Raw genomic sequence first — 23,065 nt, 5'->3', positions numbered from 1 at the left:
CGACCCGATCGACCAGGTAGTCTCTCTCATGGCACTCGGTGCTCAGCCAACGCCTGGGTCTTCAAGACAAGCTACCGAAGGAGATTAGCTATCACTAATCTGCTCGTAACCGGCGGTGCCGGCTTTATCGGCGGCAACTTCGTGCATTTCTGGGCTAAGCGGCATCCAGGGGATGCGATTACCGTCCTCGACTGCCTCACATACGCGGGGAACGCATCGACGATCTCCAGTGTGGAGCAAGCCGAACTCGTGGTTGGCGATATCAGGGACACCAAGCTCGTCGAGAACTTGTTGCGCGAACGTGACATCACAACGATCGTCCATTTTGCTGCGGAAAGCCATGTCGATCGGTCGATCAGTGGTCCGGATCTCTTCATCGATACCAATATACTTGGAACCAACTGTCTCCTGAAAGCCGCGCGTTCCGTTTGGCTCGAAGAGGGCAGCGGCAAGCCGCACCGCTTTCATCACATCTCGACCGACGAAGTCTACGGTTCGCTCGGTCCTGATGAGCCGGCCTTCGGCGAGACAAACCCTTACCGGCCGAATTCGCCATATGCGGCATCGAAGGCTAGTTCGGATCATCTGGTGCGCGCCTATCACCGGACATTCGGGCTCGAGGTGACCACCAGCAATTGCTCGAACAACTACGGCCCATATCAGTACCCTGAAAAGCTAATCCCACTATTCCTGCTAAACGCCTTACACGGCCACGACATGCCAATTTACGGTGACGGCATGAACGTGCGCGAATGGCTGCACGTTGAAGATCACTGCCGCGGGATCGAAGCCTGCCTTGAGAGAGGCCAGCCCGGCGAGATCTACAATATCGGAGGTGGCAAAGAATTACCGAACCTGGCGGTAATTGACCGCATCTGCGCAGAAGTAGACCGTGCATTTGCGGAAATTGATGGCCTCGCCGAAAAATATCCCGGCGCTCCTGCCGCGAAGGGCCGACCAACGCGGGAATTGCAGACGTTCGTAGCCGACCGGAAGGGGCATGATCGACGCTACGCTATAGACGAGACCAAGGCGCGCAAAGATCTTGGCTACAGGCCCGCCCATCTGTTTGAAGATGGTCTAGCCTATACGGTGCGCTGGTATCTTTCGAACCGGGCATGGTGGAAGGAGATCTTGGAACGCGGATAATCGAATCCAAAATGTCCAGACCGCAGCGCTCAGCCTCTATTTGGTAGCCTTCTTGGAACTACGAGCCTTGTTCGATTTTCGGCCCAGACCGATTTTCTTCGCCAGATCGCGACGTTTGTCGGCATAATCTGGTGCGACCATGGGATAGTCCGCGGGCAGGTTCCAGCGTTCGCGATACTCTTCCGGCGTCATGCCGTGGTCAGTCATCAGGTGGCGCCTGAGCATCTTCATCTTCTTGCCGTCCTCGAGGCAGACGATGTGCTCTTTCTTGACCGAAGCGCGAATTGAAACTGCCGGCTCCGGCGCCATATCTTGGTGCGCTTCGGCGCCTAGACCTGCAAGCGCGGCATAGACATTCTGGATCAGTGATGGGAGCGCTTCGGCCTCGACTTCACTATTGCTGACCTGCGCAATGACAATGTCGCTGGTAAGTGAAATCAACAATTCGGCATGACCGTCTTCGGGCATGATCGAGGTCCTTCTTTTTTGTGTCCTTCTCTGACACCGCTCGCTCTTGGGCATTGCGCACGCAAGGTCAACCTCTTGTCGTTAAGCAGGCCCGAGCTATCCAACCCTTTGAATCTCTGTTCGCAGGTCGTATTCTCAGCGTGCAGTCCCCCGGGGCGATCGCAAGGGCGGATGCCTGCTATCGGTCGTATCGAATGCAAGGCCACCCCAACCCGATTTTCCCGCTAACCGCGGGGGAGGAGATGGCGAACGCACGCATGCACCATTTCGCCTGTGTGGAAGGGCGAGCCGGTCTGCCGGCTGGTAGCTTTGCGCGCCTTCGCCACCCGAATTGCAGGATCATGCTGGCGAATGCTTTAGGGTGTGCCGTCCATGGCGACCTAAACGCTGGTTCAGGCAATGCCCGTCGCTAACCCCCAAGTCACAAAACCGCTCAATGGGGCCATGTCTCTGGTTGCCCATAGATCGAGATGGGCCCGGCCCTTAGCTTTTCGAAGCGATCCTTCACCTCTTGCCAGAGATTGACACCCATATCGTCACCATGAGCCTCAAGATCAGCGATCCGGCCGGCAATAAATTCATGCCCGCCTTCGCCAAGTCTTTTTTCGACCCACAAGGCCATTCCCCATATTTCCTTGTCGCGTGTCATCACCCGGCTTCTGTCCACCCGATGAAAGCGCCCGCCAGTATGAATAAGGCGAGCAGCGCTCCCAAGACCATGCGACCCTGGGACGTCAGGGCCCTAAGCGCTTTCCAGCTTTTGCCTGTAGCGCGTGATCGCTTCCTCGGCGTCGAGAGTGGCATGAAGCAATTCCTCTCCGATCGTACCGCGTTCCAGGTGTTGAATCCATAAGCGAACAATCCGCACAGCGTCTTCCTCGGTCATTGTCTTGGCACCATAGCTTACCTCCGCTCCCGGCCCTAGTGAGCCCTCCCCCACCAGCGGACTGGCCACCGACCCCCGGCTGCTTGCGCCAACCGCCAACCGCCAACCTTAGGTCGTATCGATTTTCACCAAGGCGCCGGATCCAAAATTGCCGGGCATTGAATAGCTCGACAAGTCGATTGGGCAAGCTTGTCATCAAAAGGAGAAAGCGAACGCTCGCCTCGGCCAGGTGTCGCTCCAAGACAGATCACGGTAGCAGTCGTTTCTTGCTGCGAACTGGCGCCTCCGGTTCGAGAACTTTATGTAGCCGAGCGACCTCCCAGCTCTCGTTTGACTGGCCATCGCCCGAAATGGCCTCTCCTATCGACGCTGGATCGAAATCCTCTCGCAGCGCAATGCCCAGTCTACTCGACTTGATCCACTTGATCGTGCCTTTGGCCTCATGGCCGGAAGCGAGACAGACGATCACGAGGTCGCCGCGAAGAAGATCGTGGTCTTCGCGGATTTCGCCGCCCATTCCCCGTCCGGAGATGTTTCGGATCAGGAACCGTTTCTCGTTGCCCCCAGGGGTGACAAGCTTGGCGATGAGCAGATGTGCGCGCCGCTGCGGCCGGTTTTCCTGTGCGCTGTCATTCATAGATTTTGCGACCCAATATTTTGGAGTTCGCCTTGCGCTACCTACGACAGACATGGGCTGCAACCCCATATACAATAAAGAAAATTACGTTCGAAGAGGACAAGGACCCTTGGATCGCGGGGAGATTCTCTGCCTGTGAGAACCGGTCTGGGAATATCCGCGTGCGAACTTCCATCATCAAGCCCATCAGCTTCGCGCCCCGGTCGCAAGTAGCAAGATTCGACAGGAAATTGCCTCAACTGTTTCTTCACCGCTCGGGCTTACGTAACTCCTATGAAAATTCGCGCTCTCTTGCTCGCTACGCTCGGGTCTGTTGCACTTTCGCCGGGTCTTGCTCTGGCCGGACAAGCCGGTTCGTTTCGCCTCAGCACCAGTGTCGATACCGTTTGCGAGTTCGACGCCAGGCTAGATCCGCTCGCTCCTGGGAGCCAAGGGTCGGTCGGGACCGTATCGGAATATTGCAATGCCGGCGATGCCTACCAGCTCGTTGCCGAGCATCGGCCTCTCGTTTCCGATGAGAACGCCCGTATGCGTTTCGGCAATACGCGACTTTCGCTCAACCCCTCGGGCGAGACCGTCCTTGCAAGCCGCAGCGGGCCGGTGCGGCGCAAGAGCGAACTCCGCGTGGATGCGAACGATTTATTGCGGCCGGTCGTACTGACCGTGACTCTGTCATATATCTGATCAATAGGTCGTCACGGTCACTGTAAGGCGATCGGAATAACGGCCAGCAGGTGTCGTGTGCTCAGGCCTTACCCGCACGAGCACACCGTACACATCGCCAGTTTCCGCGGACTTGCCTAGTCCAGCAATGACTTGGCTGCCAGAGGCGAGATTAATTTCCTGGCCGCTCACGCTCATCGCGTAGGGCAGCAGGGCGTCCCCGCCTTCCTGTCGCAAGTTACCGGCATTCTCCGAATCCATCTCCATGTTGTAAGTCGATGTCGAGTAAACACGAATACCGAATGGCGGCGAAACATTTTCGCGATCAAACTCGAGTTGGCCCAGGTCGATGCGATCGACATTACCGACGAAATCAATCCTACTCGAGAGGGGCACCGTGACACCAAGCTCGACCTGCGCGTCATCCAGCCGGCTACCATCAGCAGCATCGAACAAGGCGACATCGATCCGCCGGTCATACGATCCTGCCTGCATTTCCCAGGTAACATTGGCGGCGACAGCATATTCAAGCGTCGTTTCTACGCCCGCATTGAGCGTGATCGGCATGCGCAATGGGGCCGGAGCTGATACCCCGCTCCCCGTTTGCGCGCTAAATTCGATAACTCCGCCCGGACCCACAATGCTGTATGTGGGGAATGGTCCGGCAAAAGCCGGGTCCAGCGCCAGTTCCAATTCGAGCACGCATGTCGTCGTTCCCTCATTCGCGACGCGAATGCGGATCTGCTCGCGGCTCGATGCTTCTGAAAAGGACGGCGAGGGGCGTATGTCGATGGCAGGATCGAGCATTTCCAGCTTGGCATCACACGCGGCGGCGGGAAGCGCGGGAAAGGCGGCAGCCAGGCTACAGACGATAAGGCGGGGTCTCATGCTTTTGTCCTCAATCCGGTGGCCTAGAAAGCTGTGCACGTTCGATGCGCAGCAAGTTCGCATCATCCGGCACGGTGAATTGGTACTCCAAGCCCTCTGACGATACCAAGCGGTAGGTCTTGCCGGGACGGAGTCCCAATACGGCAAACCGGCCCGCGGAGTTGGTGAAGAATTCGGTCTCTTCGAAGTCCGCGTCGTCGACGGCGACGACGCGCCCACGCACGAGCGCGGCTCTGTCCTCGCCAAGATAAGCGGTTCCCGTCGCACTCGCGCTGCCGCCCGCCCCCACTTCCAGCAGATAGCCGCTGCGGTAGGACGGTTCGACGGTCGCGATGCCGGTGCCGATGTCGGCAAAGGCGGCCTCGCCCTCAAGGTCGTAGCTTATGTCCTGTTTCGAGAAAGAAGTGAGGCGCGGTTGCACACCCGGTCCAAGCGCGCCGCTACGGGCATCGTACTCGTTCTCGCGAATGTTGCGTCCGACGATCACCTCGGCGCCACTGAGATCGGCCGCAGTGTCGGCGATCAGGAAGCTGTCGAAAATTGGCCGACCGATGGCGACGTCACCTCCGGCCATTGCAATTGAGGTGCCCAGGTTCAGCCGCAGCGCCGTATCGCTCCCGAAATCATCGAAGCCGTCGCCCCCTGCAATGAGGAGGCCGCGCGCTTCGAAGCGGTTGGCTATATAGGTCCCGCTGGCATCGACCTCCTGCCGCCCCGCCTCGTTGCGCACCGACAAGTCGTACCCGTATCCGCCCACCCGGTCTTCCGCCGAGCGGGTGAAGGAAGCAGAATATACGTCGCGTACCGAGGAGAATCGAGCGGAAGCGCGCTTGCGGCCACCCAGGCGCGCAGTAATGCTCAGCCGAATGCCGAAGCTGGCATCCTCCCCGCCGTAAGTCCCGTATTCAAATCCGCCGCGGATAAAGATCCTGTCGTTCAGGCGGTGAAGAGCCTCGATCGAGGAAAGATAGAAAGCATCGCCAAGCGCACGGGAATTGTACGAGACGGCAGCGAGAATGGACGTGCGATCAGTGACCCTCTTGGAATAGTTCGCGCTGAGTGATGCAAATTCCGTCGTCAGCCCGGACAGCCGCTGCGCGAGGTTCACAAAGTCCTTCGACTGATAGCTGGCCGAGAGGGAAAGGTCGCCGAACGCGTCAGCGTAGCTATCAAGGAGCAGATAGCGGACTTCTCCTGCAAAACCGACCCTTTCCTCTCGGATACTCACCGCGGTGGACAAGGAAACCCTGCCCGGCACAATTTGCGGATTGATCGTGGCCTCAGCTGAGACGGCGGCAAATTCTTGTGTGGCCTGCAGGCCGCCGCCGAAGATGAGCCGGTTCGATACACCGTGTCGATACAGGCCCGAAAATGCCGGGTCGTTGGCGTATTGAGGGTTGAAGTTGAGGCTGGACGCAGGAAAGCCGAGGGCAAAGCTGTATTCGTCTTCTCCAGCCTGCAGATCGGCAGGATCGTAAAAGAGGTCAGCATCCAGCGTCTGTCGCGTTCCGGCGGGATCGACGATCACCAGCCGCGCGTCGGTCAGGCCGTAGCGTGCAGGGATCGTGCCGATGTCGTAGGCGCCTGTCTCCAGGTCGACCGTGTCGACCAAGGTATCGCCCGAATAGACCTCAAGAGTGCTGCGCTGGTCGATCAGGACCTGCTGTGGTCCGAGGGTCTGAAACGGGAGAAACGGATTGAAGATCCTGCGTCCCTTTTCGATTGCGGCGCCGGCAAGAAACGCCGTCCCGAGCAGGCTCTGGTTCTCCACTCGCAGATCGCCGGCGCTCAATCGCAAGAACCTGTCCGGAACATCATACAGCAGGCGCGCCTGACGCCGGTACAGGCCGGGACCGAACGTCGTCGCATCGTATCCCCCGTCGACTTCGAGGACGAAGCCGTCATGCCGAGCGGCGAAGAAGAGATCGGTAGTAACTTCGAGCTCATCGAATTCGTCGAGCCGAAACTCCGGCAAGACATTGAGATAGGCACTGGTCCGTTCGGGTGTCATTGTGACCGGAGTTTCGCGATACGCGGTAGCACCAAGGGACGATACCGTGGCGAACTCGGGTTTGATCCGCTCGATGATGAACTCAAGTCGGCCTTGATCGTAAGAAACCAGGATGCCCGAGTCTGCAAGAAGCGCAGCGGATACGAATTCGCGGGCTTCAAGCACCTGGGCGATATCATATTGCGCTTGTGGGTTCAGGAGTGGCGCGAGCGCAGACTGAAGCGAGCCAGTCTCGAGCATGACGCTTGCCGGCTCGCGCGGATCGAGACGAGCTCGCACCTCCCCCAGCACTTGGCCGCGATAGAGTATCGGCAACGAAAGGATGACCGGATCGCGCGCCTCGCGACTGAATTGCGGTAACGGTTCCTGCTGCAGGTCGACTGCCGCTATCGTAACAGCTGAAGCCGATGTGGCTAGAAGCGCACTCCAGATCACGACTTGCCCCCGGGAAGCAAACTAGCTTCCGATCTCCACCCGGAGAGTTTCCGCTTCGAGCAGTTCGGGCGTCGGAATGAAGAAGCGCCTTGCACCGCCCGCCGGGACGACGCCATAGCCGATGACACTGCCGATCTCCGCGGACCTGTATTGCCTTTCGTAGGTATTGCCCGTTCCGGTCCGGCCCTCGATCGACCAGTTCAGGCGCCCGGCGGCGATGAAGCGCGAGCCCGTGTTGGCAACACGAACGATAATGCCGGGCTGGCCCTCGCGGTCCTCCACGCCCAGCACGGTATGGCTAGGCTCCGGCTCCGCACCTTCTGGCACGACATTGATCAGCACGTTGAAGGTGGAGACGATCTGCAGGTTAACCCCTGTGCGCTCCCGCGCGACGGGAACCTCGCGAATAGAGGCATAGAAGATCTCGGACGTCTCAAGGGGATCCTCGCCGATATACTGGATGCGGAAGATCTGCTGCCTGAGCGGTTCGATGACGACCTGGGGCGGAAAGACGAGAAAATCCTCGTCCGCAGGTTCGAGCGAGAGTTCGCCCTCCTCGGTAATCTCGCCGCGGAACATCAGAACCTCGAACGGTACCGGCTCGTCTCCCGTATTGGCGACCTCGATGCGCCCGGTCGCGCCGCGTCCGGTCTCATCCAGGACCAAGACCATCGGAGTAACGCGTGCAGCCTGCGCTACGGCTGGTGCGAGCAGCAGTCCCATAACGGCAAGCAGATTGGCAAGAATTCTCATTGACCGCAGTCTTCGCCCAAATTTATGAAAAATCATAAAACAAGAGGGGGCGCGACATTGCGAGCCCCCTCCAGTCTTGTCGTGCTGCTTTTAGTATTAGAGGGTGGTGATCTCGACGGTCGCCACGTCCTCGTAATCGCCGGCGAGCAGCAGCAGCGGATTGTCGTCACGCAGCACGGTGATGCTGGCGCGAACTTCGCGGTGGATTTCCGAACCAGGGAAGCTGGCGGAGGCATCGCGGTCGGTGCGCAAAACTGGCTGCCTGGCACGATCGCCATCAATGAAGTTCAGCAGACGAAGATTGTAGAAGATCTTGTTGGTGAACTGTTCGGCGTCATCGCCAGTGGGTGCACCGCGGCTGGTGTTGCGCATGCCCTGGTTTTCGCTCGACAGGGTCAGCGTGGTCGCGTCGTTGCAGCTGATCCAGAAGTCGTTGGTCGCACCGGCGGCATTGCTGAGCAGCGAAAGCGCTTCGGAACCCGAACTGGCATTGATGTCGAGTTCGCCCAGATCGACGTCATCGATATCGGCCATCGCGCAGACCTGCGGCACTTCGGCCGAAACGGTGAAGCTTTCCGAAGAGGATTCGCTCTGGGCGAAAGCCGGTGCGGCCACGGCAAAAGACGAGACGGCGAGTGCGAGGGTAAGCTTTTTCATGGAATTCCTCTACTATCGGTCCGAGTGTTTCAGTTTGGCGCCCCTCCCCAACCGCTGGGCGGGAGAGAGAGAACCGCATAGCCCCCTGTTTTCGGACCGGTTGTGGGCTCACGGTTAACGACTTGTTAGGTAATATTTTCGCCAAACTCAACAGCGTCCCGAGGGCCTTGTTCAATCGTCTCGCGATGACACACGCCTGCACGTCGCTGAAGCCACCGGGACACCATCGTAGAGGTGCGCAAAGCTGCACTCTTCGCCCATCTGACTGTGATTATCGACGTTGTGGAACTTACCACGCGCAAAGATCGTTCGTCATGGGAGGCGCGTCTTTCCTCTCTACCTGTTTGGGCGCGCCTCGCCCAAACCCCCTGAAACGATCATTTTCCACGAGCGAGCTCGGCCAAGCCATGATGCCTGCGGCGAGACCTGGGATCGCAACGAGGAGGGCTAAAAGCGCCCGTTCAGTCGTCCGTAGAGGTAACCACCCCCGCACAATGCCAGGGCAAGCGCGGTCAGGAGCGCGGCCGCTCCCAGCGCCCTGCGAGCACCGTGGCCGTTCGCGCTGATAAGCCGCCCACTCGATACGCCGACCTTCACCCAGTAAGGCACGGCCAGCAAAGCCGCCACAGCGCCGAAACCAAGCAAAGCGCTGGCAGGATCGCCGAAAAGCTGGCTGGCCTCAAAGTCGGGAATAGCCACACAGGAATGGTACTAATCGATCGCCAATTTGGCAACTGCCGGGCCCGCTGACTTGCTATTTGTTGATCCGTTTCGGCTTGCGACGGCCACTCGTTTTGGAAGCCGCGCTAAAAGCACGCCTCTCTGCCATCGGCTCCTGAACCAGCGCACCGCGCTAGCATGTGCGCTGCCCGATCGGCTGGCCTCCTCCTTGCAGTTCCTGGCAGCCCTACCGGTTGGCCTTTGATCAGCTTTGCTTCCGCTGCTTGAGGGTCATTTGTGCCCTACCGCTGCGCTGCTTGAGGGCAGGTGCGTCAAGCCGCGTTATCGCGCGAGGGGGGCCCTGCCCGCCCCCGCGAAAACCGGTCGTCGCTCTCCCCATCCCCCTGAAATACCATCATATCCTCGCCGCCCCGCCGCGGTTGTGGCACGGCCCGCGCGCGCCGCGCCGCGGGCCCGACACCCACGAAAGGCAGGATGAAAGCAGGGGCTGGAACAGGCGTGCAACAGGCCCGAAACAGGCTTGCAGCAGGCACGCTGCAGGTGCAGTGTCAGGCGCGAGACGGAGCTGTTCCTGCTCTTTTGTCCGACAGCCGGGTCAACCGACACCGACATGGCTGGATGAAAGGAGGCCCATCATGGGCATGCAGGATAGCGGGCGCGATGCGCGCGGACGGTTCACCAAAGGCACGAGCGGCAATCCGGGCGGGCGACCGCGCAAAGAGGTGCATCCGCCGGGCGATCTCGACTTCAGACTGGCAAAGGAGCTGGCCCGTCAGACCAGATGGACCGACGCGGACGGCACCCAGCGCAAGGGTACGCGCTTCGAGGCCATCGCGGCGCGCATCATAGACGAGGCGGAACAGGCGAAGCCGAAAGAGGCGCTGGCCCTGCTCGAACGGCTCAAGGCGCTGGGGGCAATCGATATCGCGCAGCTGCTCGTGTTCAGGGACGCCGATGACTTCTTGCGCTTCAGGCGGCAACAGGACGAGAGCCGCAAACTGAAGCGGGCGATCGAAGAGATCGACAGTGGCGGTCCGTTGTCGGTCGAAGCGATCGAGTTCCTGAGGCAGTTATTGCTACCCGACGACCTCCGAGCCTAAGTGCAATATTTTCGAATTTGAGAGGCTGCCCGCCGGGCGACGCCGGACTGCCGATTGCGGTTGCAAAGGCAAGTTCGACAATGTGAAAGATGGATGGCCGATTGCTCTGGCGTCGGGGGGACCTGCACGGCATAGGCATGACGACCTGGAGAAATGTCGCAAAAGCCATGACAGTAATGGGATACCTTGAAAGCGCGGCCGCCTACTCCGGCGAGGCCAAGCGCGCGATCGAGGCATGGACAGGCGCCAGCCAGGAACTGCTGCATGTGCATGCCGGCCTGATCATTTTCGTCGCGGCGTCGCTGGTGCTGCGCAGGAAGTTCCGTTCGCCAATCCCGCTCGCCCTGGTTGCCGCCTTCGCGGTTCTCAACGAATTGGTAGACTGGATAAACGGCCCTTCCCCAGACCCCCTTGAGCCATTCTGGGATATTGCAAACACGGTGTTCTGGCCGTGCATCCTGTTCCTGCTGGCACGCCGCTGGCGTTAGCGATCGGTCGATGCAATCCGGAGGCAGGGAGGCTGCCATCTACTTACAGGATTTTCAAAACTGGCGGGGTGCATGCGGGGGCAGGACCGGGGGCCGCCTGCCGGTCGCGAAAGCCAGGTTTGACATTTTCTAGTTGGCCGCGCCTTCCGGCCGAGTCGAATAGCAGCCGAAAATGCAAAAAGACGGCTATTTCGACATTCTGAAAAATGGCTTGGCTGAAGGATCAAGGCGGTCTCCCCGCCGGCGAGAGCTACGAACCACTATCCTTCTGGCTAGCTCCTGAATTGCCGACACTTTCCGGTTGCGCGGGAGGGCCCGTGCTGCAATGCAGCGTCGCTCTTTCCGAGCGGGCTCAAGGAGAACATTTTTCATGCGTATCGTGATGATCGGCACGGGCTACGTCGGCCTTGTCTCCGGCGCCTGTTTTGCCGACTTCGGACATGAGGTAATCTGTGTCGACAAGGACCAGTCGAAGATCGACGCCCTGTTGCGCGGCGAAATCCCGATATTCGAGCCGGGCCTTGACGAACTGGTGGCCAAGAACGTGGAAGCGGGACGACTGTCGTTCACGCTGGACCTGAAGGAGGCCCTGCCGAAGACCGATGCCGTGTTCATCGCCGTGGGCACGCCCAGCCGTCGCGGCGATGGCCATGCCGATCTCTCGTATGTCTTCGCCGCCGCGCGCGAGATGGCGCCGCTGCTTTCCAATGGCGTGGTGATCGTCGACAAGTCGACGGTGCCCGTGGGTACGGGCGACGAGGTGGAGCGCATCATCCGGGAGGAAGCGCCGAACCTGGAATTTTCGGTTGCATCCAATCCGGAATTCCTGCGCGAGGGCGCGGCCATCGACGATTTCAAGCGGCCCGATCGCGTCGTGATCGGCGTGAACGACAGGCATGCTGAGGAAGTCCTAGGCGAGGTCTATCGCCCGCTTACCCGCAACGAGAGCCCGATGCTGGTGATGTCCCGCCGTGCCGCGGAACTCACCAAGTATGCCGGCAACGCCTTCCTCGCCACCAAGATCGGTTTCATAAACGAGATCGCCGACCTGTGCGAGAAAGTGGGCGCCGACGTGCGCGACGTGGCCAAGGGCATCGGAATGGACAGCCGCATCGGCAACCGATTCCTCCAGCCCGGCCCCGGATATGGCGGCAGCTGCTTTCCCAAGGATACGCTGGCGCTGCTGAAAACCGGGCAGGACTACGAAAGCCCGCTGCGGATCGTCGAAAGCGTGGTTGCCAGCAACGACCAGCGCAAGCGCGGCATGGGCCGCAAGGTCATCAACGCGCTGGGTGGCGGCGAACAGCACGGCAAGACGGTTGGCGTGCTGGGGCTCACCTTTAAGGCCAACACCGACGATATGCGCGACAGCCCGGCGATCAGCATCGTCCAGGCTCTGCAGGATGCCGGAATCAAGGTGAAGGCCTACGACCCCGAAGGCATGGACCAGGCGAAAAAGGTGATCGACAACGTCACCTATTGCGACGGCCCATACGAAGCCGTGGAGGGTGCCGATGCCGCCGTGATCGTGACCGAGTGGGACACGTTCCGGGCTCTTGACCTCGACCGGTTGAAGCGGCTGATGAAGGACCTCGTCTTCGTCGACCTGCGCAACCTTTACACCCGTGATGACGTCGAGGGTCACGGGTTTAAATATGTCGCCGTGGGAAGATAGGGCCACGCCCACCCCGGCGTAGGCCGGGAAGGTGCGAGCGCGCCTTGATCTGCCCGGTTACACCAGCTCTTCGCTTTCTACTGCGCGCTCGCGAAGCATCTCGTCGAAATAGGCGATGGTCCTGGTGAGACCTTCGCGGAGCTGCGTCTGGGGTTCCCAGTCGAGCTTCTCGCGGGCCAGAGAGATGTCGGGCTGGCGTTGCCGCGGATCGTCCTGCGGTAGCGGCTTCTGCACCAGCTTCGATTTCGAACCGGTCAGGTCGATCACTGCCTCTGCCAGTTCGCGGATGGTGAACTCGTTGGGATTGCCGAGATTGATCGGGCCGGGAAAATCAGACCCTGTATCCATCATCCGCAGGAAGCCCTCGACGAGGTCATCGACGTAGCAGAAGCTGCGCGACTGCTCGCCGTCGCCGTAGATCGTGATCGGCTCGCCCTGTAGCGCCTGGATAATGAAATTCGAGACGACGCGGCCATCGTTGGGATGCATCCGGGGGCCATAGGTATTGAAGATGCGCACGACCTTGATGTCGAGATTGTGCTGGCGATAATAGTCGAAAAACAGCGTCTCGGCGCAGCGCTTGCCTTCATCGTAGCAGGCGCGCGGGCCAATCGTGTTGACGTTACCCCAGTAGCTCTCCGGCTGCGGATGGACGGTGGGATCGCCATAGATCTCGGATGTCGAGGCCTGCAGGATGCGAGCCTTCACGCGCTTGGCGAGGCCCAGCATATTGATAGAACCCGAGACGCTGGTCTTGGTCGTCTGTACCGGATCGAACTGGTAGTGGATCGGGCTTGCCGGGCAGGCGAGATTGTAGATCTGGTCGACCTCGACATAGAGCGGGAAGCAGATGTCGTGCCGCATGAACTCGAAACGCGGGTGATTGGCAAGATGATCGACGTTGCTCTTGTCGCCGGTGAACAGGTTGTCGACGCACAGCACCTCGTCACCGCGTTCAAGCAGCCGGTCAATCAGGTGCGAGCCGACGAAGCCGGCACCACCTGTAACGAGTATGCGCTGGCGACGGTAATTTCTGTGCTGCATGGAAAAACCTTTGCGCTTGCAATGATGCTGAGAGAGTGTGTGAGCGAAAACACGTTCCGCGTTCGCTTCGAGTTGTTTTAGCTAGCGTTGTTGAGCGTGTGAGCCAAGCTTTCTCACGCCTTGCCAACAGGAATATTGGTACGAAACTATGGCTGAGCGGAAGGCGCTACAGCCCCTTATGCGGCAGGCGCGCGAGACACTACGGGAACGGAACTAGCGCCGAACTGGCCCCCGGACGGCCGCGACGATGGAAACATGGCTGCAATGCCGCAGACGTCGAAAGCAAAGTCAGGCGACGACGGGGTGCGGTTAACCCCAGAGACGATGGCATACCGAGGCGAGCGGCCAGGCCAGGCGGCAAGCAGCGTGATTGCGGCGCAGGCTGCGAAATGCAGGTAAGCGCCATAGTCATGGTAGACCTAGCCATCGCGCTTGAGACGGCCGAGGGCGACGAAATAACACATGATCAGGATATCACCGACTATAAGACTGCGGCGCAAGGTGTCGCCCCGCAACTCGCTCGTGTCAGCAGGGACCTTCCATGGCATTCAGGCGCACACCAGGGGAAGTAATGGGGTCGCCGATAAATTCGATCCCCTGGGCCTCGAGAGCAGACTGAACGCGTTCGAGCGTGCCGGCGCGCGATGGGGGGATGCCGTCGGCTGACTCAAAACGTTGTATCGTCTTCCACGTAACACCCGCTATCTCGGCAAGGTCGCTCGCGGAGATCTTCAAAAGCGCACGTGCACTACGAATTTGAGGCGCTGATATCATTGACACGCTCGAGCGTTTAAGTCATAAAATATGACTTATGAAAAGTTCCCAAGCAACCTTAGCCTCCATCTTTTCGAGATGCCAAGGGGCGTATTTTGAAACGACGCTCAGCGGCTATCGTAGCGATCTGCAGAGCTTTACGGTTTGGTGTGACAGGGAGGGCTTGGACTGGGCGCCTGCCGCACCAGCAACGGTGGCTTGCTTTATCGATGAACAGATCCGAACGCTGTCGATTGCGACGGTCAAGCGGCGCCTTGAGGCGATCAAGTTTGCGCATCGAATGCTCGACCTGCGTTCGCCGGCCTCGTCGAGCGAGGTTCGGCTGGCCCTGCGGCGCGCGGCGCGCTCAAGGCCTGCGCGCCCGAAGCAATCACTGGGCCTGACTTCAGACCTGTTATGGAAAATGCTTGCCGCCTGTACCGACACACTGGCCGGCAAGCGTGACGCGGCCCTGATTAGCCTTGGCTATGATACGCTGTGCCGGAGCGTCGAGATTGCCGCGATGCGGGTGGAGCACATCGCGCCAGATGGTGGGACGATCCTCATCCCCAGGGCCAAGTCTGACCCTCTTGGCGAGGGGCGGATCGCCTATCTTTCGCGAGGCACGCAGAAGCGTGTTACTACATGGCTGGCTGCAAGCGGCCTGACGAGTGGGCCGCTCTTTCAGGGGCTGCACACCCGTAAGCTGTCGGGCGTTCACCTCAACACGGCCTCGATCAGGCGCATTGTGAAGCGCGTAGCTGAGCTTGCAGAATTAGGCGAGAATGCCGCCAGCCTCTCGGGCCATTCGATGCGCATCGGTGCGGCGCAGGACATGATGGTGGCCGGTATCGATCAGGTTGCCATCATGCAGGCTGGCGGCTGGAAGACGATCAACGTGCTGGGTCGCTATGTCGAGAATGCGAGCACTCAAGCAATTCATGAGCGACGTTGGGAAGCTTTGCGATCAACGGCTAGAAGCCACCTCGGTTAGGGGGCGACCAATCAGTTGGGCTCAGAAAGTCCCCTCACCACCGCAATTCGTTCCTTAATCAACAGCCGGATGGTCGCAAAGTACCACAGCTTGTAAGCGGCATAGGCGAACCCCGCTCCACCATCGAGAAAGCCTCGTTTTGCGACGTAGCTCATGGCAAAATAGGCCCAGGCAAACCACCACTTGTCGATATTGGAATACTTCTTCCGTTGTCGCTCTGTGAGTTTCTCCCACGCGTCCCTACCCGTGTCGCGCAGTTGCAAAGTCCGACTTGCCTCCCACAAGGCATAATCCTTGTGGCGGGCAATGAACTTGGCGACGCCGCGATCATCGCGATGATCAATCCTCGCAGCGATCTCTCCCACCTCGCCTTCGATCAGTGGGTGCTCATGCACTTCCATATCAAGGCCAGACCAGGCTGCCTCATCAATCTTCTCGTATAGGCCCTTCCCCACTCTGAAGAGCGCAAGCTTGCGCTGCGGATCACCATGCCGCAGCGGGGTCCCTAGAAAGTGGTTTGTGTAGTTCAGCCAATAGCCATCAAAACGTTCAGTTTGGATTGCGCGTCGGACCTCGCTGCAAAATGAGGGCGTTATGAATTCGTCGGCATCAAGGAACAGCACCCAATCATTTTCCAAGTTTTGATTGAGCAGCGTCCAGTTGCGTTTTTTCGGGTAACGTCCATTCCATGCGAACTGCACAACCGAAGCTCCATACTCGGTGGCGATCTCGCAGGTCCGATCTGTGCTACCGGAGTCAACCACCACTACCTCAGCGAATTCGCCAAGACGCTTAAGGCAGGCGGCAAGGTTGGCCTCCTCGTCGCGGACCGGAATGACCACCGAAATCGGAATACTACCCATCAGCCGAACGGTGGCCTTTGCTTGATAAAGAGGGCCGGATTGCCTCCCACTATCACATTCTCGGGAACATTGCTGACCACTACTCCCCGTGCAGCGACGATCGCGCGGTCACCAATCGTCACACCGGGTCCAACAAAGGTGTCCGCGCAGATCCACACATCATCGCCGATGTCGATGTGCATTTTTATGAGCGGCATTGCCGGATCGGTGTAATCGTGACTGCCGGCGCAAAGATGCGCGTTCTGCGATATTGTCGCGCTTTCCCCCACCGTGATTGGACCAAGCGCATAAAGAATCGCGCCGTCGCCAACTGCTGAGTTATCTCCAATCGACAAGTTCCAAGGGAGCGTGATCTTTGCGCTGGGGTATACATGAACCGCACGGCCGATACGTGCTCCGAAAATCCTAAGAATGAATCGCCGCCAGGCCCAAAGCTGCCGGGGTGTCCAAGCAAAAAGCGGACGGGAGAGAAAACCCCAAAGAACGCGACGAAACAATTCGGACTTGGTCCATTTCTGCGCGCGCCGATTGGCAGCGATGTCATTAAGGGATGTCATGATTTCGAAGACGCTACGCCGGGTACATGCAGGATGGAAAGTCCCCATTACCTGCAACCCACCGATAGGTGGCATCCATCTCCCGGCCGATTGCATCCCATCCAAAGTCTTGCAGCACCCAGGCGCGTCCTCTGGCCCCCATTTGCTTGCGAACTTCCGAGGGTAAGGCGGTGGCCTCGAGCAGCGTGGCCTTTAAGGGTTCTGTTCCATGGTCAATCCACCAGCCGCAGTTCTGTTCTCTTAGGCCGGACCAAGGTGCACCCTTGGTGACGATCGCCGGTACTCCAGCCGCTAAAGCCTCGGCTACCGCAATGCCGAAGTTTTCACTTTTCGTTGGCAGAACAAAGAGGTCTGCCGAAGTCAACAGTCTCGCTTTCTCCGATCCATAAATGGGGCCGGCGAACCGGATCGAGGTCGCGCCGCTCTCTTCGATCTGCTGAGTGAGTTTTGCACGATGACCTCCTTCGTCCGGTCCGGCAATTACAAGTTCCCATGAAGGCCTCTGGAGCGCAATTTCCGCCCATGCTGCGATGAGGCCAGGAAGTCCTTTTTTCGGATGAAGGCGAGAAAGGAAGAGGGCAGTCCGCTTCTGGCGTCTAGGATCATGCTTCGCCGTAGCCGTAGTCACATCTACCCCGTTGGGTATAATGGCAATAGGCGCTTCTATACCAAAAGCACGGATGTCGTCAGCTTCTTCCTGACTAGTTGCATGCCATGCCACAACCTGTTTGAATGCAGGCTTTTGCAATAGAGCCCAAAACAACTTTTTCTTCCATGCTGAGAAACGCAAGGCTTCTGGGGCAAGCATTCCACGAGGTGAAACAATAAGTGGTTTCATGCTCTTGGCCGCTACCCGTCCGATCGCGACGTTTGGCATCAGCCAAAGGCCATGATTATGGAGGATATCGACATCGGCCGCCCTCATCTCGAGGCCGGCCGACAATGAGCGAGACGCTCGCAAGCCAGAAAGTACCGGCATAGATCCCCAATCTTGCGGAAAAGTGAAGACATTGGGTTCGGGCGGTTCGTGCGAGCAATCCACAACCGTGTAAATGTCAGCCCAACTGCCCAAGTCTGATAGCGCCTTTGCAAGCCTAGGCACCGAATAGGACGGACCACCGTTGTGCGCCCCTAGACCAGCAATCACATGTATTGACTTCAACGTGTCCCATTCCGTGAAATGCGTCGCGATCCGCGGCGAAGGGCGAATGGCGCAAGGAATTTGATGACTACCGCGCAAGAAAGCAGCGTCAAAAACAGTGCAGGCACCATTTTCAGAATGGAAGTCTCAGCTAGGTGCGCCGGCATTAAGGCGAACGGGGCGAGCGCAGCCCCAATTACAACCATCGACCCACGTCTTCTCAAGAGCCAGCGATAAAATAGACCGATGCCGGCGCCTAACATCGCAATCGGGAGGAACATGAAAATTGGGCCAAAATCAATGTAAGCTTCTGCCATGTAGCCAAGGCTTATTGAGGTCCCCTGCTCAGCAGTCGCGACGCTCACGGCATACTGGTTTGTCAAATCGGAATCATCGATAGCCCGCTTATTTGGAAATAGCACCCGCGGCATGAAAGGACGGATGATCGCCTCGCCCCATATGTCACCGCCAGTGTGCGGCATAATAGAAGGAACGCGGCTGGCTACTACTCCAAAAAATTTGTGGTACTCTACACGGCGAATAAGCTCGTCAGATGCTTTCGAAAGCGATGGCCCGTCCAATTTTCGTACCAACCTCCCGAGTTCGGCGACTTGTTCGCCAAAGCTGACCATGACGACTTGTTGACCCGTGCCTAGGTTTGCGAACTCGCGATAATCTTCTTTAACGGCCGTCCAGACGACGGCGAGCGCTAACATAACTGCCGCAATCGCCGTGCCCCAGATATGTATACGCGGCCCGAAGCGCACGTTGGCAGCAGCCAAGCCGAAGAGAGCAAACAGGAATACGTCTTTAAAGTCTGAGAAGTATCCCCCCAACGATAGAATGAATTCAAAACAGAAGATAAGCACCCACGTACGCCGAGCGGAAGGAGCCGCTCCCATAAAGGCGGCAAATGTGAGCAGAACAAAGCCAGCCCATTTAATTTCAGCCATCGTGAGGATTGGAATTCGCAAGCCCCCCGCCGAAGGGGCAATTATGCCGCATAATGTCGCGAAAAGCCAAGTGGCTGCGTATAAGCGCAGCCAGAAACGAAATGGTCGAGCATTTACATACGCCTTCAATCGAACATGGAGATCGCGAAGAGGATGACCTGCGACAGCCCGCATGGCGAATGCTAAGACAAGAACTCCAGTCAACATCAAACCCGATGCAAATTCGTACGCTCCGACTTCAAACCTCGGATCAGGTTCCAAACGAGCTAAGGAGACACCCAGGAAATTCGCACGGAGCAGTCCGGCAGAAGACTGTATCCATTGGTAAAGGAAGATGAACAAAAGGATTGGCGGCTCACCCGGACGCCATAGTAGGCGGATACCAACGACAAGTACCGCTACAGAATAGAGCCCCAAGAAGAGGTTGGGTCCGCTGATTGCAAGCGTTAGCAGAACGGCCAGGGGTAGCCAGCCCCACGTTGGCGGCGAAAAGTTACTGCGTTTAGGGCGTCGAGCTGTCAAGGAGATATGGGTCAACGAAGTTCCTTGCGCTCCCATCGTCTCCCGATAGATGAACCTGGGGTCAACATTGTCGCATCGTAAATGGCGCGCCATCGCTGCGCAAATTGATCGGCTCCGAGGCGACTGATCGATGCCAAGGCATTCTGCCCATGCTCTTGCACCCGATCCGGGTCCGAAAGATAGTACCGTAGCCCATCGGCCAAAGCCTCTACGCTCGTATCACGGCAGATATAACCATCCTCGCCGTGGATGATTTGCTCAGGCAGTCCGCCACGAGGAAATACGACGCTAGGCCTTGCTGCGACCTTTGCCTCCCCCACAACCAAGCCAAAGGCTTCATCAATGATCGAGGGCACCACTAAGAAGGCTGCCGACGCGAGGAAGGAATAGATGTCTTCCTGTTCTCCCACAAAGGATACATGGGGCCCGATCACAGGGTCCGAGAGTGTGGCGTCACGCAACCGTCGCGCCCAATCGTCTCCCAACCATTCGGAAACCCTTCCCACAACAACTAGACTTGCATTTCGATGTTCTTTCAAAATAATTTTAAATGCCTCTATTAATATATCGACACCCTTATTTTTTGAAATTTGCCCTATGAATAAAATATTTGCTGAACTTTCCGCATAATTATCCGGCGTAGGCGGATTTAATCGGACTGCCGGAGGAGTAAATATTACGGTAATTCGGGTTTCGCAAACTCCGAAATGTTCCTGGAGATTTTTCGATATAAAATCCGAGTCAGCGACGAAATGCGTTACGCGCTGTGCGATCCGCCGCCAGATCCAGCGCCAAAGAGCGTTATGCGCGGAAGGCTTGTCGCCCAGCCTGTATATTATCGGAACATTGGATGGCGCTATTGCATCCGCCATTATGAAGGCAACTGGGCTTGGGACATGAATATGCGTGGGTCGCCAATCGCGTAATATCCCACGAAGTTTCTTGAATAGTTGCAGGAAACGAACGGGGTTGCCGAAAAGGAAATCGAACAGATAGCCCTCAACGCGGCGTCCAATCATCGGCACCTTGAGGTAGGATATACCGCGTCTTTCCATCTCTTGGGGCATGCTTCTGAATGATGGGTGATCCTCAACCACAGCGAGAATTTCGCACCCTTGCGTCTGCAGCGTCTCAATCACCGAAAGGTTTGCTCGCTCCTGACCGTAAAGCACACGGCTGCCAATCACGGCTAGTATTCGAGGTGCTTGAGTCATTTTCCGACGCACTTGCTATTTTTACTTTGAAGCTTGGCAGCAGCGACTATGCGATCCGCTACAGCGCCAAGATCGAAACGGTTGGCTGCGCCAATAATTTCCTGGTCAGATGGAGGGGCTTCGAAAACATTTTTCAGCTTAGCTGCGAGGTCGTCGATATCGCCGAGTTGGAAGACCGCGCGAGGTCCTAGCGCCTCGAGAAGGTCCGGTGCGCATCCGACAACATCGGAGACAAGAGCGGGCGTTCCGCTGGCAAGGGCTTCGTTGACCACGAGGCCCCATGTTTCACTTTCTGAACACATCACCAATACGTCAGCCGCAGCATAAGCGGCCGGCATTTGAGTTTGATTGCAGAACCCAAGCAGGTGCAGAGGCACGCCAAGCTCCGAACATCGAGCCCTTACGTGCTCCTCCAAAGGGCCAGAGCCCGCAACGAGGACGTGAGCATTGACTCCGTCTTGACGGCTTTTTGCGACAGCCTCCACGAGATCGACTGGACGCTTCAGTGGGATGAGCTTTCCGGCCATCATCGCCAATTTTGCATCCGCAGGAACTCCAAGGTCGCGCCTTAGCATCATCCGAGCATCCTGTGTTGCGAGATCGGCAAAAAATGCGTTGTCGATGCAATGCGGCGCATCAAACATCCGGTTTTGTGGGTAGCCGTAGTATTCCCAATAAGCTCGGTTGCGCTTTCCGACCACAAGCGCAGCGTCGAACTGACCGAGAAAGCGGGGATAAAGCACTCGTTTGGCCATGAGCTTCAGTGCGTTTCGCGGCGTATCGAGATGGCTGTCTCCGCGGACCATCACCGGGATGCCCGAGAGCTTGGCCGAGACAAGCCCTTGGATGAAGCTCTTGAGATACCAACCCATTACCAGAAGCGCGTCAAACCGCCCCTCGCTCAGCCTCTGGCCTATTTCTGGCGTGTCCACTCCCGAAAACCGCCCTAGTCCCGGTTTGCGCGAAACGTTGCCCAAAAACACGTGGTCGTAGCCGGACAGTAAGTCCACGTCCCAAGTGAAGCCTACACCAAAACCTGCTCGAGCCTGATCCTGCGCGGTAGCATTGTGTGCGTAGAACACAGTAAGGTCTATCCTTCGCGCAAGCTCGCGGAAGAGTGGCGCGTAGTATTGTATAGGGTGCGAGGCGAGGATGGCGAGGCGTGTCATTTGGTAGAAGTGAGCAAGTTGGAACTATGCCGGTAATTTCGAAGTTGATCGAAGATCGTGGCGAACCGCCCAGAGACGGCATGAGCAGTGTAGTTTGCGTAGGCGGCTTGGTTCACTTTCCCAAGGCTGTCTGGCTTAGTGACGAGCGTGACAATCGCTTCTGCGATCTTTGGCGGAAGCCCCTCAAGTTCGTCTGGCGTCTCAAACCCAAGGACGATGCCCCCCCCCGCGTTCGACAAGATCGAGTGGGCACTGCTTGCGCGATGAAATAGTGCGAGAAAAGGGCGACCTGACATCATCCCAGGGTAGATTTTGGATGCCGTGTAATGGGGTTCATCAGAGCCGATCATGAGCACAGCGCTTGTGTTGGCAAGAATGCCCAATGCATCAAGGAACGGAACCCGCGCTGGCTCTTCGATGACAGCTTCCGACACACCCTCATCGCTTGCAATCGGTAAGATGCGAAAGGTCGCGGAATCGTTTGGCTGATTGCTGGTGCCGACGCAGCGAATAATTGGCTTGGTGGCTGGAGCTAGGATCGCAGTCCGCGCCAAGGCGAGCCCCTTGAGCAATGCTCGAAACAAGGGAGCCGAACGCGGAAGCGCGGTCCCCACATACGAAAGAACCGGAAAAGATTGAGCCCCAAGCAGCTTTTGCTTCGATATGTCGCGCAAGGCGTCAAAGTCTGCCGGGTCGCCGCCGATTGGAATCCCAGCCATACGCGCGGGGTCGACACATCGATGCCTCTCTGCAAGCTCCTGGTTTTGCCGATCGGAAACAGAGGTGATGAAGGCGGCAGATCGAATAGCGACGGGTTCCAATGCAACAGCAATCCGATGAGAAAGCCATGCTTTGGTGCCGACTTTAGCCGCCGCTCCAACGGGCGTGACCCACGGATCCTGAAAATCCAAGACAACCGGAACTCCCCACCTCTTTTCGATCCAGCCTGCAAGCAGCATCGGATAATAAGGGGATCCGGTTATCATAACGACGTCCGGTCGGCTTGCCTCCATCTCCTGCTTTATAGCGGCACCAATGTGGGCCAAGCCTCTTAGACCGATGTCACCCGCGATGCCGAACCGGCGCGTTATGGACACCGGGAGCGCCCCAGTCTTGATAATTGCCGCATCTGCCGGAACAAGGCTTTCAAGTTCAGGATCCAACTTTTCAACGTGGTGTGTGGGATCGACGCAGATCACTTTCGTATGCCATCCGTGTGTCGGCAGATGCTTCAACAGATGGCGTGCACGATGCACTCCTGCCAAAGTCGATGGCGGGAAGTGCGGCGATACGATCAGTACGGATTTCAAATCCGAGCCCTGCATGGATCGCTCAAGCACTTAATAACCCTTGACAATTCCCAC

23 protein-coding genes are annotated in these 23,065 nt (G+C 58.0%); 7 read left to right on the top strand and 16 right to left on the bottom strand.

The annotated features are described in order from the left end of the window. Nucleotides 1-90 precede the first annotated feature (90 nt). Nucleotides 91-1,149, top strand: a complete 1,059-nt coding sequence (rfbB, locus tag AAA989_RS10020) for a dTDP-glucose 4,6-dehydratase (protein ID WP_338245495.1) — start codon at nucleotides 91-93, stop codon at nucleotides 1,147-1,149. A 36-nt stretch (nucleotides 1,150-1,185) separates the two neighbouring features. Here rfbB and AAA989_RS10015 read toward each other — a convergent pair whose 3' ends face one another. Both AAA989_RS10015 and AAA989_RS16445 read right to left on the bottom strand, forming a co-directional pair. Beyond that, entirely contained in the window at nucleotides 1,186-1,617 is a 432-nt protein-coding gene (locus tag AAA989_RS10015) for a Ros/MucR family transcriptional regulator (RefSeq protein ID WP_338243159.1), read from the bottom strand. A 433-nt stretch (nucleotides 1,618-2,050) separates the two neighbouring features. Continuing rightward, complete coding sequence (locus AAA989_RS16445) at nucleotides 2,051-2,239, bottom strand: DUF6961 family protein (protein ID WP_434781453.1); 189 nt, start codon at nucleotides 2,237-2,239, stop codon at nucleotides 2,051-2,053. Here AAA989_RS16445 and AAA989_RS10010 point away from each other — a divergent pair. Further along, nucleotides 2,159-2,470, top strand: a complete 312-nt coding sequence (locus AAA989_RS10010) for a hypothetical protein (RefSeq protein ID WP_338243157.1) — start codon at nucleotides 2,159-2,161, stop codon at nucleotides 2,468-2,470. The genes AAA989_RS16445 and AAA989_RS10010 overlap by 81 nt on opposite strands. 280 nt (nucleotides 2,471-2,750) lie before the next feature. Here AAA989_RS10010 and AAA989_RS10005 read toward each other — a convergent pair whose 3' ends face one another. Then, nucleotides 2,751-3,140, bottom strand: coding sequence for a hypothetical protein (locus tag AAA989_RS10005; protein WP_338243155.1), 390 nt, complete (start codon nucleotides 3,138-3,140; stop codon nucleotides 2,751-2,753). 273 nt (nucleotides 3,141-3,413) lie between these two features. On the opposite strand from AAA989_RS10005, the gene AAA989_RS10000 reads away from it, so the two are divergent. Then, the gene (locus AAA989_RS10000; RefSeq protein ID WP_338243153.1) at nucleotides 3,414-3,824 is read left to right on the top strand and encodes a hypothetical protein; all 411 of its coding nucleotides are present in this window, start codon (nucleotides 3,414-3,416) and stop codon (nucleotides 3,822-3,824) included. On the opposite strand, the gene AAA989_RS09995 is transcribed toward AAA989_RS10000, so the two are convergent. From AAA989_RS09995 to AAA989_RS09975, 5 genes are all read right to left on the bottom strand, one after another. After that, the gene (locus tag AAA989_RS09995) at nucleotides 3,825-4,691 is read right to left on the bottom strand and encodes a hypothetical protein (RefSeq protein ID WP_338243151.1); all 867 of its coding nucleotides are present in this window, start codon (nucleotides 4,689-4,691) and stop codon (nucleotides 3,825-3,827) included. 10 nt (nucleotides 4,692-4,701) lie between these two features. Then, complete coding sequence (locus AAA989_RS09990; RefSeq protein WP_338243149.1) at nucleotides 4,702-7,137, bottom strand: fimbria/pilus outer membrane usher protein; 2,436 nt, start codon at nucleotides 7,135-7,137, stop codon at nucleotides 4,702-4,704. A gap of 21 nt (nucleotides 7,138-7,158) precedes the next feature. After that, on the bottom strand, nucleotides 7,159-7,860 hold the full coding sequence (locus AAA989_RS09985) for a fimbrial biogenesis chaperone (RefSeq protein WP_338243147.1): 702 nt from the start codon (nucleotides 7,858-7,860) through the stop codon (nucleotides 7,159-7,161). Between the two features lie 126 nt (nucleotides 7,861-7,986). Next, nucleotides 7,987-8,547, bottom strand: coding sequence for a hypothetical protein (locus tag AAA989_RS09980; protein ID WP_338243145.1), 561 nt, complete (start codon nucleotides 8,545-8,547; stop codon nucleotides 7,987-7,989). Nucleotides 8,548-8,994: 447 nt separating this feature from the next. Continuing rightward, on the bottom strand, nucleotides 8,995-9,246 hold the full coding sequence (locus AAA989_RS09975) for a hypothetical protein (protein WP_338243143.1): 252 nt from the start codon (nucleotides 9,244-9,246) through the stop codon (nucleotides 8,995-8,997). A 617-nt stretch (nucleotides 9,247-9,863) separates the two neighbouring features. Here AAA989_RS09975 and AAA989_RS09970 point away from each other — a divergent pair. From AAA989_RS09970 to AAA989_RS09960, 3 genes are all read left to right on the top strand, one after another. Continuing rightward, nucleotides 9,864-10,328, top strand: coding sequence for a DUF5681 domain-containing protein (locus AAA989_RS09970; RefSeq protein WP_338243141.1), 465 nt, complete (start codon nucleotides 9,864-9,866; stop codon nucleotides 10,326-10,328). A gap of 89 nt (nucleotides 10,329-10,417) precedes the next feature. Beyond that, entirely contained in the window at nucleotides 10,418-10,816 is a 399-nt protein-coding gene (locus tag AAA989_RS09965) for a hypothetical protein (RefSeq protein WP_338243139.1), read from the top strand. A 370-nt stretch (nucleotides 10,817-11,186) separates the two neighbouring features. Then, on the top strand, nucleotides 11,187-12,491 hold the full coding sequence (locus AAA989_RS09960; RefSeq protein WP_338243137.1) for a UDP-glucose dehydrogenase family protein: 1,305 nt from the start codon (nucleotides 11,187-11,189) through the stop codon (nucleotides 12,489-12,491). A gap of 57 nt (nucleotides 12,492-12,548) precedes the next feature. Here the strand turns inward: AAA989_RS09960 and AAA989_RS09955 are convergent, their stop codons facing one another. Beyond that, a complete protein-coding gene (locus AAA989_RS09955; protein WP_338243135.1) occupies nucleotides 12,549-13,535 on the bottom strand; it encodes a UDP-glucuronic acid decarboxylase family protein in 987 nt (328 codons plus the stop codon). Between the two features lie 811 nt (nucleotides 13,536-14,346). Here AAA989_RS09955 and AAA989_RS09950 point away from each other — a divergent pair. After that, the gene (locus AAA989_RS09950; RefSeq protein ID WP_338243133.1) at nucleotides 14,347-15,282 is read left to right on the top strand and encodes a tyrosine-type recombinase/integrase; all 936 of its coding nucleotides are present in this window, start codon (nucleotides 14,347-14,349) and stop codon (nucleotides 15,280-15,282) included. Between the two features lie 11 nt (nucleotides 15,283-15,293). Here AAA989_RS09950 and AAA989_RS09945 read toward each other — a convergent pair whose 3' ends face one another. The 7 genes from AAA989_RS09945 to AAA989_RS09915 all read right to left on the bottom strand — a co-directional run bounded on the left by AAA989_RS09945 (nucleotide 15,294) and on the right by AAA989_RS09915 (nucleotide 23,011). Beyond that, nucleotides 15,294-16,145 (bottom strand): glycosyltransferase family 2 protein, encoded by an 852-nt coding sequence (locus AAA989_RS09945; RefSeq protein ID WP_338243132.1) that lies wholly within the window; start codon nucleotides 16,143-16,145, stop codon nucleotides 15,294-15,296. Next, nucleotides 16,145-16,702, bottom strand: coding sequence for an LbetaH domain-containing protein (locus AAA989_RS09940; protein WP_338243130.1), 558 nt, complete (start codon nucleotides 16,700-16,702; stop codon nucleotides 16,145-16,147). Before AAA989_RS09940 ends, AAA989_RS09945 begins: the two co-directional genes overlap by 1 nt. Nucleotides 16,703-16,715: 13 nt before the next feature. Further along, on the bottom strand, nucleotides 16,716-17,849 hold the full coding sequence (locus AAA989_RS09935; protein WP_338243129.1) for a glycosyltransferase: 1,134 nt from the start codon (nucleotides 17,847-17,849) through the stop codon (nucleotides 16,716-16,718). Nucleotides 17,850-17,860: 11 nt separating this feature from the next. Then, complete coding sequence (locus AAA989_RS09930; protein ID WP_338243127.1) at nucleotides 17,861-18,796, bottom strand: hypothetical protein; 936 nt, start codon at nucleotides 18,794-18,796, stop codon at nucleotides 17,861-17,863. Between the two features lie 533 nt (nucleotides 18,797-19,329). Next, nucleotides 19,330-20,532: a glycosyltransferase family 4 protein gene (locus AAA989_RS09925; RefSeq protein ID WP_338243125.1), complete on the bottom strand. Its 1,203-nt coding sequence runs from the start codon at nucleotides 20,530-20,532 to the stop codon at nucleotides 19,330-19,332. Then, nucleotides 20,529-21,701, bottom strand: coding sequence for a glycosyltransferase family 4 protein (locus tag AAA989_RS09920; protein ID WP_338243123.1), 1,173 nt, complete (start codon nucleotides 21,699-21,701; stop codon nucleotides 20,529-20,531). The genes AAA989_RS09925 and AAA989_RS09920 overlap by 4 nt, the downstream gene beginning before the upstream one ends. Beyond that, nucleotides 21,698-23,011 (bottom strand): glycosyltransferase, encoded by a 1,314-nt coding sequence (locus AAA989_RS09915; protein WP_338243121.1) that lies wholly within the window; start codon nucleotides 23,009-23,011, stop codon nucleotides 21,698-21,700. Before AAA989_RS09915 ends, AAA989_RS09920 begins: the two co-directional genes overlap by 4 nt. Nucleotides 23,012-23,065: the final 54 nt, after the last annotated feature.

It is taken from the genome of Aurantiacibacter hainanensis, assembly GCF_036321025.1.
In the GTDB taxonomy this organism is placed as follows: Bacteria; Pseudomonadota; Alphaproteobacteria; order Sphingomonadales; family Sphingomonadaceae; genus Alteraurantiacibacter; species Alteraurantiacibacter hainanensis.
This window is presented reverse-complemented; position numbering and strand designations above follow the sequence as displayed.

What these genes read in the sequence shown, in the direction of transcription:
- AAA989_RS09940 (WP_338243130.1), bottom strand. Translation starts at nt 16,702, where the DNA reads ATGACATCCCTTAATGACATCGCTGCCAATCGGCGCGCGCAGAAATGG.
- AAA989_RS09960 (WP_338243137.1), top strand. Translation starts at nt 11,187, where the DNA reads ATGCGTATCGTGATGATCGGCACGGGCTACGTCGGCCTTGTCTCCGGC.
- AAA989_RS09985 (WP_338243147.1), bottom strand. Translation starts at nt 7,860, where the DNA reads ATGGGACTGCTGCTCGCACCAGCCGTAGCGCAGGCTGCACGCGTTACT.
- AAA989_RS09995 (WP_338243151.1), bottom strand. Translation starts at nt 4,691, where the DNA reads ATGAGACCCCGCCTTATCGTCTGTAGCCTGGCTGCCGCCTTTCCCGCG.
- AAA989_RS10010 (WP_338243157.1), top strand. Translation starts at nt 2,159, where the DNA reads ATGAGCCTCAAGATCAGCGATCCGGCCGGCAATAAATTCATGCCCGCC.
- AAA989_RS10000 (WP_338243153.1), top strand. Translation starts at nt 3,414, where the DNA reads ATGAAAATTCGCGCTCTCTTGCTCGCTACGCTCGGGTCTGTTGCACTT.
- AAA989_RS09930 (WP_338243127.1), bottom strand. Translation starts at nt 18,796, where the DNA reads ATGGCTGAAATTAAATGGGCTGGCTTTGTTCTGCTCACATTTGCCGCC.
- AAA989_RS09925 (WP_338243125.1), bottom strand. Translation starts at nt 20,532, where the DNA reads ATGACTCAAGCACCTCGAATACTAGCCGTGATTGGCAGCCGTGTGCTT.
- AAA989_RS09965 (WP_338243139.1), top strand. Translation starts at nt 10,418, where the DNA reads ATGGATGGCCGATTGCTCTGGCGTCGGGGGGACCTGCACGGCATAGGC.
- AAA989_RS09920 (WP_338243123.1), bottom strand. Translation starts at nt 21,701, where the DNA reads ATGACACGCCTCGCCATCCTCGCCTCGCACCCTATACAATACTACGCG.
- AAA989_RS09955 (WP_338243135.1), bottom strand. Translation starts at nt 13,535, where the DNA reads ATGCAGCACAGAAATTACCGTCGCCAGCGCATACTCGTTACAGGTGGT.
- AAA989_RS09945 (WP_338243132.1), bottom strand. Translation starts at nt 16,145, where the DNA reads ATGGGTAGTATTCCGATTTCGGTGGTCATTCCGGTCCGCGACGAGGAG.
- AAA989_RS09980 (WP_338243145.1), bottom strand. Translation starts at nt 8,547, where the DNA reads ATGAAAAAGCTTACCCTCGCACTCGCCGTCTCGTCTTTTGCCGTGGCC.
- AAA989_RS09970 (WP_338243141.1), top strand. Translation starts at nt 9,864, where the DNA reads ATGGGCATGCAGGATAGCGGGCGCGATGCGCGCGGACGGTTCACCAAA.
- AAA989_RS10005 (WP_338243155.1), bottom strand. Translation starts at nt 3,140, where the DNA reads ATGAATGACAGCGCACAGGAAAACCGGCCGCAGCGGCGCGCACATCTG.
- AAA989_RS10015 (WP_338243159.1), bottom strand. Translation starts at nt 1,617, where the DNA reads ATGCCCGAAGACGGTCATGCCGAATTGTTGATTTCACTTACCAGCGAC.
- AAA989_RS16445 (WP_434781453.1), bottom strand. Translation starts at nt 2,239, where the DNA reads ATGGCCTTGTGGGTCGAAAAAAGACTTGGCGAAGGCGGGCATGAATTT.
- AAA989_RS09950 (WP_338243133.1), top strand. Translation starts at nt 14,347, where the DNA reads ATGAAAAGTTCCCAAGCAACCTTAGCCTCCATCTTTTCGAGATGCCAA.